Origin of the sequence: Falsochrobactrum tianjinense, assembly GCF_019100495.1 — a bacterium.
Taxonomy (GTDB): domain Bacteria; phylum Pseudomonadota; class Alphaproteobacteria; order Rhizobiales; family Rhizobiaceae; genus Brucella; species Brucella tianjinense.
Map to the genome: position 1 here is coordinate 305,308 of NZ_JAHRVA010000003.1, position 14,475 is coordinate 319,782.

Here is a 14,475-nt window from a genome sequence, read left to right on the forward strand (position 1 = left end):
GCCATGATGATCCTCCGCCTGCCGCTTTCCCTTTGTCTGGGTGCTGTTCTCGCTATCGCCGTTTGCGGTGGGGTAGAGGCAAAACAGATTGACGTGGCCAAGGGCGAAAGCGTGCAGGCGGCTATAGATAAGGCCGAGCCGGGCGATATCGTCCGGCTGGCCGCAGGCCGTCACGAAGGCTCCGTCGTCATTGATCAGGCCATCGAACTAACAGGCGAACCGGGAGCGGTTCTCGATGGGTTTGGCGTGGGCAATGCCATTACGATCAATTCGCCTAGCGCCACCGTTCGCGGTCTTGAAGTACGGGGTTCGGGCGAGAACATGCCCGAACTCAATGCCGGTATTTTCGTTTCCCGAACGGCCACCGGCGCGCGCGTTGAAGACAATCGTCTCATCGATAATCTCTACGGAATTTATCTGCATGGAGCTGCCGATTCCATTGCCAGCGGTAATGAGGTGATCGGACGGCGTAATGTCCGCATGACGCAGACCGGCAGCGGCATTTCGATCTGGAATGCGCCGGGTGCAAAGGTCATCGGCAACGTCATCCGCTACGGGCGCGATGGCATCTATACCAATGCCAGCCGCAAGAACGTCTTTCGCGGCAATCTGATGGAGAATGTGCGTTTCGCCGTCCATTATATGTACACCAACAATAGCGAAGTGATCGACAATGTATCGCGCAACAATTCGGTTGGCTTCGCGATTATGTACACCAATCGCCTCAAGGTGATGAATAACTTATCCGATGGCGATCGCGATCATGGATTGCTGTTCAACTACGCCAACAGTTCCGTTATTTCGGGCAATCGCGTCATCGGGCGGATGCAGTCTATCGACCGCTGGCTCGATGCGGGTTTGCAGAGGGGCGAGCACGGCCTGCCCGCTGATGACGAGGCAGCAGCTCCGGCAGGCGAAGCCACGCGTCTTGGGCCGGAAAAATGCGTTTTCATCTACAATGCCAACAAGAACAAATTCACTGGTAACAGCTTTGAGAATTGCAGTATCGGCATTCATTTCACTGCCGGATCGGAAGGCAATGCCATGAGCGGCAATGCCTTCATCAACAACCGCAATCAGGTCAAATATGTCGGCACGCGCGACCTTGACTGGTCGGTAGACGGGCGTGGCAATTATTGGAGCGACAACCCCGCTTTCGATCTCAATGGCGATGGTATCGCGGATAATCCCTACCGGCCCAATGATCTGATCGACAAGGTCTTATGGACCGCACCGCAGGCAAAAATTCTTATCAACAGTCCTGCTGTTGAAACGATCCGGTGGGCGCAGACGCAATTTCCCGCTCTTTTGCCCGGCGGTGTCGTGGATAGCCATCCTCTCATGAAGCCGCCTCTAGCGGAGATTAAAAACAATGACTGAAACTGTGGTTCTCGATCAGGTTACGAAATCCTATGACGGCTTTCATGCAATCAGCGATGCCAGTTTCCGGCTCAATGCCGGGGAATTCATCGCGCTGGTCGGCCATAATGGTGCTGGCAAGACTACGATGATTAAGCTCATGCTTGGCCTGATCCGCCCGACACAGGGCAATATCCGTGTGTTAGGCGAAGACCCGGCAGCAGGTGCTTTTGCGGCGCGGCTGCGGCTCGGCTACCTACCCGAACACGTCTCCTTCAATATGGCGCTGACCGGAATTGAAACGCTTGGCTTTTACGCACGCCTGAAAAATGTGCCGCTGGACCAGACCGGCGAGTTGCTCGGCCGCGTCGGCTTGTCTCATGCCGCGCAGCGCCGGGTTGGCACCTATTCCAAAGGCATGCGCCAGCGGCTGGGGCTTGCGCAGGCGCTTCTGGGCAAGCCCGCCGTGCTGCTGCTCGATGAGCCGACGACCGGGCTGGACCCCGCATTGCGCCAGAGCTTTTATGATATTCTGGAACGTTTGCGGCAGGAAGGAACCACCATTCTCATGTCGTCGCATGCGCTGACAGAGCTTGAAAGCAAGGTCGGGCGCGTCATTATCGCAAATAAAGGCCGGATCATTGCCGATGGCTCCATCGAAGCCCTGCGCCGGATTTCGCGCTTGCCATTGCATATCCGCGTACAGATAGATGGTACCCCTCAACTGCCCGCCGAGGCGGATCGGAAAAGCCTGTACTGGCAGCGGCTGGGTGCGGACATCTTTGAAACCGAAGCCCCGGTGGAAGGCAAGATGGAGCTTATTCGGCGCATCATCGCTTCCAATGACAACCTTTGCGAACTTGATGTCATCCCGCCGACGCTCGATGAACTCTATGCGCATTTTCTCAATGTCGGAAATGCCGTTGCAAAGGATGCGGCAGAATGAAAAACATGGCTATCATTGCGCGCAAGGAAATTCAGGAAGGCCTGCGCAATCGCTGGGTGCTGGCGACCACACTGCTGCTGGCCGCACTGGCGCTCAGCATGACTTTTCTGGGCAGCGCGCCCACGGGCAGCTCGGTTGCCGCAAGTCGTCTCGACATAGTGATCGTCAGCCTTTCCAGCCTCACCATCTTTCTCATTCCGTTGATCGCACTACTGATTTCTCACGATGCAATCGTGGGTGAGATGGAACGCGGCACCATGCTGCTGCTTTTGAGCTACCCGCTCAGCCGTACGCAGGTTGTACTCGGCAAGTTTCTCGGCCATCTGGCCATTCTCGCTTTTGCAACATTCTCCGGCTATGGGATTGCCGCTCTCGCGCTGGTTCTGGCTGGTGAAGCCGGGAGCGGAAGCTGGCATGGCTTTGCAACGCTGGTGGGCTCTTCGGTGCTGCTTGGCGCGGTCTTTATCGCCATCGGCTTTCTGGCTAGTACGCTGGTGCGCGAGCGCAGCACGGCGGCGGGTGTCGCGATTGGAGTCTGGCTGTTCTTCGTACTGATTTACGATGCGGCGCTGCTGGCGCTACTGGTTTTCGATCAGGGCCGTATGATCGGCGTCAATGCGCTCAACAGTTTCCTGCTGCTCAATCCGGCAGGTTCCTATCGCCTGCTTAATTTCGGTACTGCACAGGCGGGCGCGCTTACCGGCATGGCCGGTAATGCGACGCTGGGGCCACTGGCGCTCACAACTGCCCTTGGCATCTGGACGCTTCTGCCGCTTACGCTATCCATGTTTATTTTTTCAAGGAAAGAACTATGAAAGGGTCTCTGTTTTTCGCTTCTGCCTTTCTGGTCCTTACTCTTGCCGGCTGTTCGCAGGAGCAAAAACAGGAAATCGTCGTGCCTTTCGCGCTGACGGATTCGGCGATGGGACGCTATTGCGGCATGAACGTGCTCGAACATCCGGGCCCGAAAGGACAGATCATTCTTCAACCCGCCAATGAGCCGGTCTGGTTCTCTTCGGCGCGCGACGCAATTGCTTTCACGATGCTGCCGGAAGAGCCAAAAGGCATCGCCGCCGTCTATGTTTCCGATATGGCCAAAGCAGCAAACTGGGAAGAGCCAGGCGCGGAAAACTGGGTCGATGCGCGCAAAGCGTATTTCGTCATTGAAAGCGACGCCGTGGGCGGCATGGGTGCGCAGGAGGCGGTACCTTTTTCCACCCGCGAGGCAGCCGAACAATTTGCCGCCGGCAAGGGCGGGCGGATCGTCGGTTTCGATGAAATGCCACGAGAGTATGTATTGGGCGATCAAGCTGCCTCACAGGATGGATCATCGATCGAGGAAAGTCATGCACATTAACCGTCGCTTGGTTCTTGCCGGAAGCGCCTGCGCGATGGCATTTTTGGCGATACCGCGTTTCGCGTCTGCCTCTGGGCAAACAGAGCCGCTGATCTGGAAAGGGCAGGCGCTCGGCGCTCCCGCGAAGATCATGCTTCACCATCGCGATAGGGGGACAGCGCAGCGCCTTTTGCACGACGCGGTGCGGGAAGCTGAGCGGCTTGAGAATATTTTCAGCCTTTACCGTGCGGATTCCGAACTGATGCGTCTCAACCGCGTGGGTGCATTGGCGATGCCCTCGCCGGAACTGATGGAACTGCTCGCCATTTGCCGTGAATGTTGGGAATTGAGCGATGGCATGTTCGATCCAACCGTACAGCCGCTCTGGCAATGCCTGTACAAACATTTTTCGCAGGCTGATCCTGATCCTTTCGGCCCGACACGCGCACAATGGGATGCGGCGCTAGAGAAGGTCGGGTTCAGCCATGTGCTGTTCAATGAAACGCGCATCGCCTTTACGCAACCTTCGATGGCATTGACTCTCAACGGTATTGCGCAGGGCTATATAACGGATCGTATAGTGTCTGTGCTTGAAAAGGGGGGCGTCAGACACGGGTTGGTGGATATGGGCGAATATCGCGTCATCGGAACCCAACCGGGCGGCAAGCCATGGCGCATCGGAATAGCCAATCTTGAAACCGATCCGCGACCGGTGGAAACTCTCGATATAAGGGATCAGGCGCTGGCAACTTCGAGCTTTTCCGGTTTTCAGTTCGATGAAAAAGGCCGCTTCAACCACCTGCTGAACCCCAAAACCGGCTATTCGAGTGCATTATATCGGCGCGTAAGCGTTATTGCGCCCAGTGCCGCAACAGCCGACGCGTGGGCCACGGCTTTCAATCTCATGGATGTTTCGGAAATAAAGACCGCGCTTGGGAAATTGTCCGGCTTTTCAGTCCATATCCGTACGCGCGGCGATGAAAACATCCATTTGGGCGCGTAGCCGTTTCGGCGTCAGCTTACACGCAATTCCTTGACGATCATGTCACGAAAGATTGCGCTGCCAAGGCCCAGCGGGCGGGCTCTGCGGTGAATGAGATAACACATATTTGCCGTCCGACCCCGATCTATCTGCAATTCTCTTATTGCGCCTTTTTCGACCCAATGGCGGGCAAATTCGATGGGGACCACGCCCAGATAGCGGGAGGAGAGTACCATGATCATCCGCGACAGAATCGTGGGGGCGACCGCCTTTACGGTGAGGCCGCGAAAGAACTCCGAAAAACCCTCTTCCTGCATGACTTCGGACGCCACGAAACCATGCTGGCGCAGATCGTCATAAGTGAGCTTGGTATCGTCTGCATGGAACAGCGGATGGTCCTTTCCGCAAAAAATTCCCATCATTTCGGTGCGAATGGGGGTAGCGTTAAGGGCGGGGTCATGACGTATGAGTGCTGTAAAGCCGATATCGGCAGAGCCTTCCAGAACCGAGGCATAGATATGATCGGGCGAGGTCATGCGGATATTCAGTTTGATATCCGGATAATGGTCGTTGACCTTCGCGACTGCGCGCGCGAGCGATTCGGCAAACTCGAATACGAAACTGTCATCGGCGAACAGGGTTATTTCGTCTTCTAGTTTCTGCGTCGTTGCACCTATGAAATCGCTGAAGCGGCCAATCTCGAAGAGCAATTGCACTGCGGCGGAATGCACCAGCAATCCCTGCTGGGTAAGGCGGAAGCCCCCACGCCCGCGTTCGCATAAATGCAGTCCCAGCCTTTCTTCCAGACGGGTCAGGCCCAGGCTGATGGCGGATTTTCCTTTTCCAAGACGGGCCTGTGCGGCGGTGATGCCGCCTGCGGAAACGATTTCCACGAATTCCCGCAAACGGGCGATATCGGCATTTGAGAGATTGCCTCGAAAAGGCGTTGAATGCTTTGTCACGATCGTCTCCGGCATGGTTTGGTTATCTAACCTTCAAACTTACGTTAAGCAATCTTGTATCGAACTCTGCTTCACATTCCTCTAGTTAGGAAGGCAGAGGCAATGAATCCGGATTGATGTGAATAACTCCATGGCAAAACACGACATCATTGTGATAGGCGCAGGCATTGTGGGTCTTGCGACTACATATCACCTGAGACGTTCGCGTCCGGGCCTGAGCGTCATGGTGATCGAGAAGGAAGATGCTCCCGGCCTGCATCAGACGGGGCATAATTCCGGAGTCATTCATGCTGGCATCTATTATGCGCCCGGTAGCCTTAAGGCGCGGCTTTGCAAGGCCGGTGCCGAGCAGACGAAAATTTTCTGCGAAGAAAACAATGTTCCTTTCGACGAATGCGGCAAACTGATCGTCGCAACCGACGAGAGTGAGCTTGCGGCACTGGAAAATCTTCGTACGAGAGCTGAAAGCAACGGTCTTGGTATTCGTGTTGTCGAAGCGGCGGAAATGGCTGAAATCGAGCCGAACATAACCGGCGTTCGCGCCATTCTAAGTCCCGCCAGCGGCATTGTGGACTATGGCCGCATCTGCCGGGTTCTGCGGGACCGATTGATGGCGGAAGGGGTTGAATTCCGTTTTGGCACACAGGTTCTCGGGCTGCGGGAAACGGCGGATGAAGTAGCGATACAAACCTCGACGGGGGATTTTTCCGCTTCCATGCTTGTCGCCTGTGCCGGACTTCAGGCCGACCGTCTGGCGGAAATGTCTGGACTGGCCGACGATTTCCGCATTATCCCGTTTCGCGGCGAGTATTTTCGTCTGTCGGAACAGGCCGGCAATCTGGTCAGCCACCTGATTTATCCGGTTCCCGATCCGTCCTTGCCGTTTCTGGGTGTTCATCTGACCAAAATGATCGGCGGCTACACGACTGTCGGTCCGAATGCCGTTTTCTCTCTGGGTCGCGAAACTTACAAGGGCAATGGTCTCGTTCTGGCCGATGCCCTGCGCAGCGCTGTCTTTCCGGGGTTCTGGAAGCTGATGGCGCGTTCCGTCAAGCCCGGAATTCACGAATTGCGGGGTACGCTGTCGCGGCAGGTCTATCTTGATCGCTGCCGTCGCTATTGCCCGGCGCTCACGCTTGCCGATCTCAAGCCGTATGAACCGGGAATCCGGGCGCAGGCGGTCGATCGGGACGGCAAGATGATCGACGATTTCCTGTTGCGGCAGACAGCGCGAACCATTCATGTTTGCAACGCTCCGTCTCCTGCTGCAACATCAGCATTCCCGATCGGAGCTGAAATAGGCTCGAAGATTCTGGAGAAAATCGCTGTCTGAACCATTTTCGGCGCGGGGAGCCGCGCTGTTTCCACGATAAGGCATCTCGGCGGGCGACCGCCTTTACTCAAGGAAGCTCTTCATGAATACGATCCCAAACTTCACGAACACTCCGGAAGCGAGAGATATCGAATTTCATTTTCATGGCTATACCAACGCCCGGCGTCATGCCGAAGTAGGGCCGATGGTCATCGAGAATGGTGATGGCATCTATGTTTTCGACAATGAGGGTAACCGCTACATTGAGGGTCTTGCCGGACTCTGGAGCGTGGGTGTCGGTTTCAATGAACAGCGGCTGGTCGATGCTGTCACCAGGCAGATGAGCAAGCTGCCATTCTATCACAATTTCGGACACAAGAGCCACGGCCCTGCCATCGATCTCGCAGAACAGCTTATCGCTCTGGCACCGGTTCCGATGAGCAAGGTTTTCTATACGAATTCCGGTTCGGAAGCGAACGACACCGTGCTCAAGATGATCTGGTATCGCTCCAACGCGATGGGCAAGCCGGAAAAGAAGAAGGTTATCGCCCGCCAGCGTGGCTATCATGGTGTGACGATCGCCTCCGCAAGCCTGACCGGACTTCCCAACAATCATCGCTCCTTTGATCTGCCTATCGACCGCGTTCTGCATACATCTTCGCCTCATTACTGGAAGGATGCTCGCCCCGGCGAAAGCGAAGAGGATTTCGCGACCCGTTGCGCTGAGGAACTCGATGCGCTGATCCAGAGCGAGGGACCGGATACGATCGCCGCTTTCTTTGCAGAGCCGGTAATGGGTGCCGGTGGCGTGATAACGCCGCCCGCCACCTATTTTGAAAAGATCCAGGCGGTGCTTGCCAAATACGATATTTTGTTCGTGGCTGACGAAGTGATCTGCGGTTTTGGCCGCACCGGCAATATGTTCGGCTCGATCACCTATGATATCCGCCCTGACATCATCGTCATGTCGAAGCAGATTACGTCGAGCTATGTTCCGTTCTCTGCCCTGATGGTGAATGAGCGCGTATTTGGTCCGATTGCCGACGAGAGCAACAAGATCGGTACGTTCGGCCACGGGTTCACGGCAGGCGGTCATCCGCTTGGCGCGGCTGTCGCTCTTGAAAATCTTGCGATCATCAAGGAGCGCAATCTGGTTGAAAACGCGCGTGATGTGGGCAATCACTTCCTTGGACGCCTGGAAGGGCTGAAGTCCAGTCCGCTGGTCGGCGAAGTGCGCGGCGTGGGACTTATCGCGGCGATAGAACTGGTTAATGACAAGGAAGCCAAATCCGTCGAAAAGCCGGGTGCGCTTGGCACGCTGATGAACGCGGCAATGCAGCGCCACGGCCTCATTTCGCGCAATATGATGGATGCGGTTGCTTTCTGCCCGCCGATGATTATCACTCGTGAGCAGGCAGATGACATGTTTGAAATCGTGGCAAAATCGCTTCGCGAAGTCGAAGCAGAAGCAGGTGTGGCGTGACGAAAGAGGATATCGGTATGACAAAGCTTGAAAAAGCGAATTTCATCAATGGCGAATGGGTCGGCAGCGATGACTTCAGCGAAAACCGTAACCCTTCCGATCTCGATGATCTGGTCGGTCTTTACGCACGCGCATCCGCCCAGCAGACGCAAGACGCCATTGCGGCGGCAAAAGCCGCCCTGCCGTCATGGGCCGCAACCTCGCCGCAGGTAAGGGCCGAAATTCTGGAACGGGTCGGCGTCGAATTGCTGGCGCGCCGCGAAGAACTCGGCAAGCTTTTGTCACGCGAGGAAGGCAAGATCCTCTCCGAAGGTATCGGTGAAGTCACGCGCGCAGGCCAGTTGTTCAAGTTCTATGCACAGGAAGCTCTGCGCGTAGAAGGACTTTCCATTGCTTCCATCCGTCCCGGCGTGCGGGTCGAAGTGCGGCATGAACCGGTAGGCGTCGTCGGATTGATTACGCCATGGAATTTTCCCATCGCCATTCCCGCATGGAAGGCCGCCCCGGCGCTCGCTTTCGGCAATACGATTGTCTTCAAGCCTGCCGACCTCACGCCGGGTTGTGGCTGGGCGCTTGCCGACATCCTCGCGCGTGCGGGGCTTCCGTCCGGGGTGTTCAATCTCGTGATGGGGCGCGGCAGCGTGGTGGGCGAAATCATAACGCGCTCGCCGGATGTGAACGCGGTTTCCTTCACGGGCTCCGAAGCGACGGGACGCGGCATTCGCACCATCGTTGCGGAACGCGGCGGAAAGATCCAGCAGGAAATGGGCGGTAAAAGCCCACTGGTGGTGCTCGACGACGCCAACCTCGCCAATGCAATCGATTGCGCGATTGGCGGCTCGGTCATCTCGACCGGACAGCGCTGCACGTCGAATACCCGTATCATCGCTACGCCGGGCATTTACGATGCACTGGCCGAGGGGATGGCCGAACGGGCGCGTAGTCTGGTTGTCGGCAACGCACTTGATCCATCCACCCAGATCGGACCGGTAGTGGATCAGCGCCAGCTCGACACCAATCTGCGCTATATCGGTATCGCCGATGGCGAAGGCGCGCAGCGGCTTTGCGGCGGTGAAGTGCTCGAGAGACCGGAGCGCGGGTTCTACATGTCGCCTGCCGTTTACGCCAATTGCACCAACAGCATGGTGCATGTCCGTGAGGAGATTTTCGGTCCGGTGGTCAGCGTGCTGAAAGCGGCGGATTATGAGGAAGCCCTTTCCATCGCCAATGATTCTGATCTTGGACTTTCCTCGGGCATCTGTACGACTTCGCTCAAATATTCCGAGGATTTCAAAACCCGGTCGAATTCGGGCATGGTATTCGTTAATCTGCCGACTGCCGGCGTTGACTACCATGTTCCGTTTGGCGGGCGGAAAGGCTCCAGCTACGGCCCGCGTGAACAGGGCCGCGCTGCGCGGGAATTCTACACCGTATCGAAGACGGCCTATACGAATCCCATTTGACAGGGCATAAGAAACGCAGAGGTTTCACATATTCCTGGCAGAGACGTATGATACATGTGCGCTTGTACAGGGCCGGTTGTCGATGACGACCGGCCCGCACGGGTGCTTGCAGCGACCAGAAGGAGGACATTATGGCCGCAATATTGGATAAGCGTAAGTTTTACATTGACGGTGCTTGGGTGGACCCCGCCAAGCCGAACGATCTGGAAGTGATCGATCCCTCGATTGAAGAAGCAGTCGCTGTCATAACCATCGGCAGCGAAGCGGATACAAACCGTGCGGTAGCCGCTGCGAAAGCCGCTTTTGCCAGCTGGTCGCAGACCTCACCTGCTGAACGTCTGGCCTATGCCGAGAAAATCCTTGAAATCTACAAGCGCCGCGCGAAGGAAATGGCCGAAGCCATTACTCTGGAGATGGGCGCACCGCAGGATATGGCACTGTCTGACCAGACCGGCGCTGGCAGCTATCACATTGAAAACTTCCTCAATGCATTCCGCAATTTCAAGTTTATCGCTCCCCTGGGCGATCATGCCCCGACCACGATGGTGGCCTGGGAGCCGATTGGCGTCGTCGGCCTGATCACGCCCTGGAACTGGCCGATGAATCAGGTCACGCTCAAGGTGCTTCCAGCTCTGCTCGGAGGTAATACGGCAGTTCTCAAGCCTTCTGAAATTGCGCCGCTTTCCTCCATGCTGTTCATGGAAATCGTACATGAAGCAGGTGTTCCCAAGGGCGTGCTCAATCTGGTGAACGGCGACGGAACCGGTGTAGGCACCCAGCTTTCCACCCATCCGGACGTTGACATGATCAGCTTCACCGGATCGACACGCGCCGGCATTGCGATCACCAAAGCTGCGGCTGACAGTCTGAAAAAAGTCACGCTGGAACTGGGCGGGAAGGGTGCCAATCTGGTTTTCGCCGACGCCGATCCCGATGCGGTCGCGCGTGGTGCACGCCATTGCTTCAACAATAGCGGCCAGTCCTGTAACGCCCCGACCCGTATGCTGGTCGAGCGTTCGATATATGACCAGGCTGTTGATACGGCTGCGCGTGTGGCGAAGGAAACGGCCGTTGCGTCGGGTCATCAGTCCGGCAAGCATATCGGTCCAGTCGTAAGCAAATTGCAGTGGGACAAGATTCAGGACCTGATCCAGCAGGGCATAGATGAAGGTGCGCGTCTGGTCGCTGGCGGTCCTGGGCTTCCCGAGGGCGTCAATCGCGGATATTTCGTTCGCCCGACCGTTTTCGCGGACGTGAACAATGAAATGTCGATTGCCCGGCAGGAAATTTTTGGTCCTGTCTTGTCGATCATTCCTTTTGATAGCGAGGAAGAGGCCGTCGGGATCGCAAATGATACGATTTACGGACTGACGAACTATGTGCAGTCGCAGGACGGTGCACGTCGCAACCGGCTTGCGCGCCAGCTACGTGCGGGGATGATTGAGATGAATGGCGAATCTCGCGGCGCGGGATCGGCGTTCGGCGGCGTGAAAGCATCTGGTCGCGCGCGCGAAGGTGGACTGATGGGACTGGAGGAGTTCATGGACTCCAAACAGATTTCCGGCTGGAGCCGCGAAGCCTGAGCGTCTGCTACTGATGCAATGGAACTTGCGGCAGATAATAAGGGGCATCACCCTTCTGCCGCAAGGTGCCAGCGTGCACTGTGAGCCGCTCAAAGGCATTCTTGGAAGCTATACCCGCAAAATATTCAATCCGCTCCGTGAGGATGAGCAGGCTGATTTTATCTTATGCCTGCTCTCTGCGCTTGTGCTATGAAAAAATGATACATCAAAACATATTCAAATATAAAAATTGTGCTTATGTTTATAGGATGGCAATCAATATACTTAAAATAAGTGATTAATATCAAATAGTTAAAAAATAAATAGATAGTCTGTTGACAGGAAATTAAGATGCATCATACTGTCAGAAAACAGATATTACTGATCTTAAAACTCAGAATCGTGTGAAATAAAAGGGGAAGTCCTATATGCTAAAATCCTTGGTCCGGCTGGCGACAGCCGCATTCCTGAGCTGTGCCTGCGTAAGCGGCGCGGCCATGGCCCAGAGCGCTTCCGACGCTGAAGTGACGAAGGGCGGCACGTTGAACATGATCGTTCAGCCCGAACCGCCCATGCTGGTGGTCGGCCTCAATACGCAAGGCCCGACGCTTTATGTGGCGGGTCAGATCTATCAGAGCCTGCTGACCTATGACACAAACCTCAACCCGTTGCCACAGCTCGCAAAGAGCTGGGAAATGTCTTCCGACGGCTTGACCTATACTTTCAAGCTTCAGGAAGGTGTGAAATGGCATGACGGCGAGCCCTTCAGCGCCGCTGACGTAGTCTTCACCGCCAATGAATTTCTGATCAACGCTCATCCGCGCTGGCGCCTGATTGCCGAATCCTATGTCGAAGAGGTGAACGCACCTGACGATCTGACGGTTGTCTTCAAGCTGAAAAAGCCGTTTTCGGCCTTTCTCTATGGCTTCGAACTGAGCTCATTCCCAATTATGCCCAAGCATATTTATGAAGGCACCGATTATCGTACCAATCCGGCCAACAGCACGCCGATCGGCACGGGTCCTTTCAAGTTCAAGGAATGGCAGCGCGGAAGCTACATTCACCTCGTGCGCAACGAGGATTACTGGAAGGACGGAAAGCCCTATCTGGACGATCTTTATTTTCGCGTCATTCCAGATGCTGCTTCCCGTAGCGTAGCTTTCGAGCAGGGGACTGTTGATGTGTTGCGTGGCGGCGACGTCGAAGGCTTCAGCATTCGCTCGCTGGCGGCACTGCCTGGTGTGGAAACGACGACGGCAGGCTGGGAATATTTCTCGCCGCAGATGTTCATCCAGCCGAATCTGCGCCTTGAAGTTTTTAAGGACAAGAATATCCGCAAGGCCATGTATCATGCGCTTGATCGTGATTTCATCGTCAATGCGATCTTCTTTGGTGAAGGCAAGGTCGCACGCGGACCGTTCGCTGCAACAACGCTTTTCCACGACCCGGAGCTTCCGCAATATGGCTTCGATATGGAACTTGCGAAGAAGCTCGTTGCCGAATCCGGTATTGATCTGAGCAAGCATCCCATCCGTCTCATGGGCCTGCCCTATGGTGCGACTTGGGATCGCCTGGCGGAGTATGTGAGGCAGCAACTTGAAGAACTGGGCTTCACGGTCAGCATTCAGGCCGTTGACGCTGGCGGCTGGTTGCAGAATATGGGCAATTTCGATTTCGATCTTGCCTTTAATTACCTTTACCAGTTTGGCCATCCGGCTCAGGGCGTTGCACGCATCTACTACAGCGACAACATCGTCAAGGGTACGCATGCGGGCAATAATGAAGCCTATGAAAATCCGAAGGTCGATGAACTGTTTAACAAGGCGGCGGACGCCGTTGACCAGAAGGATGCCGCTGCGGCCTATTCGGAAGTCCAGAAGATTCTCGCTGACGATGTTCCGCTTCTGTGGACATTCGACATGCAGAACACGACCGTCTATCGCGACAAGGTGAAGAACCTCGTCCGCACGGCCATCGGATTGAATGAGCCGATGGATGATGTCTGGATTGCAAAGTAATCAACCTTTTTCATCCCGGCAGGTCAAACCTTCCGGGATGAACCCCTCTTGAAATACCCTGTGAAAACGGAGCCCGGAATTTATGCTAGCTTTTACCTTGCAGCGGATCGGGAAGGCGCTGATGGTGATCATAGGGGTCATCATTCTCAATTTTCTGCTCATCAAACTCGCTCCCGGCGACCCTGCTGCCATCCTTGCCGGTGAAGCTGGCTCCGGCGATCCGAAATATGTTGAAACCCTGCGTGCGCAGTTTGGGCTGGACCGCCCACTTCTTGTGCAGCTTTGGAATTACCTTTCCAGTGTCGCGACCGGCGATCTGGGGTATTCCTACCGTAATCAGGTGCCGGTTCTCGACCTGATACTCGACCGTCTTCCGGCTACACTTCTTCTGACGGGCGCTGCATTCCTGTTTTCGCTTGCGACGGGCATCCTGTTCGGTGTTCTGGCCGCGACCCATCGCGGCAAGCTGCTCGATAGCGTCATAACTACGCTGGCACTTCTTTTCTACGCGACGCCGCTGTTCTGGATCGCACTGATGTCGGTGCTGCTGTTCTCCATCAATCTGGGATGGCTGCCGCCATTCGACATGGAAACGATCGGCGCGGATTATACCGGCTGGCGGCGCATGGCCGATATCGCCCACCACCTCATTTTGCCTGCTATCACGCTGGGCCTGTTCTATACCGCGATCTATACGCGCCTCACTCGTGCATCCATGCTCGAAGTCACCGGGCTGGATTTCGTCAAGACCGCGCGCGCCAAGGGCGTACCGCACAAGCGCATCATCCGCCGCCATGTGTTGCGCAACGCCATTCTGCCGGTCTTCACTTTTGCCAGTATGCAGGCGGGGCAATTGGTCGGTGGCGCGATCCTTACCGAGACCGTCTTTGCATGGCCAGGCATTGGAAGATTGATGTTCGATGCATTGATGCAGCGTGACTATCCCGTGCTGCTGGGCGTGTTCCTCGTCACGGCTATCGTCGTTGTCGTCGTCAATTTCATCGCCGATCTGCTCTACCGCGTTGTTGATCCGCGTATCGGCATCGCCTGAG

The 14,475-nt window shown here is 55.8% G+C and carries 12 protein-coding genes; 11 read left to right on the plus strand and 1 reads right to left on the minus strand.

The annotated features are described in order from the left end of the window. Positions 1-3: 3 nt before the first annotated feature. The 5 genes from KUG47_RS09175 to KUG47_RS09195 are packed head-to-tail and all read left to right on the plus strand — an operon-like array spanning position 4 to position 4,644. Positions 4-1,380 (plus strand): nitrous oxide reductase family maturation protein NosD, encoded by a 1,377-nt coding sequence (locus KUG47_RS09175; protein ID WP_217677654.1) that lies wholly within the window; start codon positions 4-6, stop codon positions 1,378-1,380. Next, entirely contained in the window at positions 1,373-2,305 is a 933-nt protein-coding gene (locus KUG47_RS09180; RefSeq protein WP_217677655.1) for an ABC transporter ATP-binding protein, read from the plus strand. Before KUG47_RS09175 ends, KUG47_RS09180 begins: the two co-directional genes overlap by 8 nt. Further along, entirely contained in the window at positions 2,302-3,120 is an 819-nt protein-coding gene (locus KUG47_RS09185; RefSeq protein WP_217677656.1) for an ABC transporter permease subunit, read from the plus strand. Before KUG47_RS09180 ends, KUG47_RS09185 begins: the two co-directional genes overlap by 4 nt. Continuing rightward, positions 3,117-3,662, plus strand: a complete 546-nt coding sequence (locus tag KUG47_RS09190) for a nitrous oxide reductase accessory protein NosL (RefSeq protein ID WP_217677657.1) — start codon at positions 3,117-3,119, stop codon at positions 3,660-3,662. Before KUG47_RS09185 ends, KUG47_RS09190 begins: the two co-directional genes overlap by 4 nt. Continuing rightward, a complete protein-coding gene (locus tag KUG47_RS09195) occupies positions 3,652-4,644 on the plus strand; it encodes an FAD:protein FMN transferase (RefSeq protein WP_217677658.1) in 993 nt (330 codons plus the stop codon). The genes KUG47_RS09190 and KUG47_RS09195 overlap by 11 nt, the downstream gene beginning before the upstream one ends. A gap of 11 nt (positions 4,645-4,655) precedes the next feature. Here the strand turns inward: KUG47_RS09195 and KUG47_RS09200 are convergent, their stop codons facing one another. Then, positions 4,656-5,585, minus strand: coding sequence for a LysR family transcriptional regulator (locus KUG47_RS09200; RefSeq protein ID WP_217677659.1), 930 nt, complete (start codon positions 5,583-5,585; stop codon positions 4,656-4,658). 130 nt (positions 5,586-5,715) lie between these two features. Between KUG47_RS09200 and lhgO the strand changes: the two genes are divergently transcribed. The 6 genes from lhgO to KUG47_RS09230 all read left to right on the plus strand — a co-directional run bounded on the left by lhgO (position 5,716) and on the right by KUG47_RS09230 (position 14,474). Continuing rightward, on the plus strand, positions 5,716-6,918 hold the full coding sequence (gene lhgO, locus KUG47_RS09205) for an L-2-hydroxyglutarate oxidase (protein WP_217677660.1): 1,203 nt from the start codon (positions 5,716-5,718) through the stop codon (positions 6,916-6,918). A gap of 82 nt (positions 6,919-7,000) precedes the next feature. After that, positions 7,001-8,380, plus strand: coding sequence for an aspartate aminotransferase family protein (locus tag KUG47_RS09210; RefSeq protein WP_217677661.1), 1,380 nt, complete (start codon positions 7,001-7,003; stop codon positions 8,378-8,380). A 17-nt stretch (positions 8,381-8,397) separates the two neighbouring features. Beyond that, the gene (locus tag KUG47_RS09215; RefSeq protein WP_217677662.1) at positions 8,398-9,843 is read left to right on the plus strand and encodes an aldehyde dehydrogenase family protein; all 1,446 of its coding nucleotides are present in this window, start codon (positions 8,398-8,400) and stop codon (positions 9,841-9,843) included. 140 nt (positions 9,844-9,983) lie between these two features. Then, positions 9,984-11,426 (plus strand): aldehyde dehydrogenase family protein, encoded by a 1,443-nt coding sequence (locus tag KUG47_RS09220; RefSeq protein WP_217677808.1) that lies wholly within the window; start codon positions 9,984-9,986, stop codon positions 11,424-11,426. A 407-nt stretch (positions 11,427-11,833) separates the two neighbouring features. Then, a complete protein-coding gene (locus KUG47_RS09225; protein WP_217677663.1) occupies positions 11,834-13,423 on the plus strand; it encodes an ABC transporter substrate-binding protein in 1,590 nt (529 codons plus the stop codon). A gap of 82 nt (positions 13,424-13,505) precedes the next feature. Next, entirely contained in the window at positions 13,506-14,474 is a 969-nt protein-coding gene (locus KUG47_RS09230; protein WP_217677664.1) for an ABC transporter permease, read from the plus strand. The last annotated feature ends 1 nt before the right edge of the window (position 14,475 follow it).

What these genes read in the sequence shown, in the direction of transcription:
- KUG47_RS09175 (WP_217677654.1), top strand. Translation starts at nt 4, where the DNA reads ATGATGATCCTCCGCCTGCCGCTTTCCCTTTGTCTGGGTGCTGTTCTC.
- KUG47_RS09180 (WP_217677655.1), top strand. Translation starts at nt 1,373, where the DNA reads ATGACTGAAACTGTGGTTCTCGATCAGGTTACGAAATCCTATGACGGC.
- KUG47_RS09185 (WP_217677656.1), top strand. Translation starts at nt 2,302, where the DNA reads ATGAAAAACATGGCTATCATTGCGCGCAAGGAAATTCAGGAAGGCCTG.
- KUG47_RS09190 (WP_217677657.1), top strand. Translation starts at nt 3,117, where the DNA reads ATGAAAGGGTCTCTGTTTTTCGCTTCTGCCTTTCTGGTCCTTACTCTT.
- KUG47_RS09195 (WP_217677658.1), top strand. Translation starts at nt 3,652, where the DNA reads ATGCACATTAACCGTCGCTTGGTTCTTGCCGGAAGCGCCTGCGCGATG.
- lhgO (WP_217677660.1), top strand. Translation starts at nt 5,716, where the DNA reads ATGGCAAAACACGACATCATTGTGATAGGCGCAGGCATTGTGGGTCTT.
- KUG47_RS09210 (WP_217677661.1), top strand. Translation starts at nt 7,001, where the DNA reads ATGAATACGATCCCAAACTTCACGAACACTCCGGAAGCGAGAGATATC.
- KUG47_RS09215 (WP_217677662.1), top strand. Translation starts at nt 8,398, where the DNA reads ATGACAAAGCTTGAAAAAGCGAATTTCATCAATGGCGAATGGGTCGGC.
- KUG47_RS09225 (WP_217677663.1), top strand. Translation starts at nt 11,834, where the DNA reads ATGCTAAAATCCTTGGTCCGGCTGGCGACAGCCGCATTCCTGAGCTGT.
- KUG47_RS09230 (WP_217677664.1), top strand. Translation starts at nt 13,506, where the DNA reads ATGCTAGCTTTTACCTTGCAGCGGATCGGGAAGGCGCTGATGGTGATC.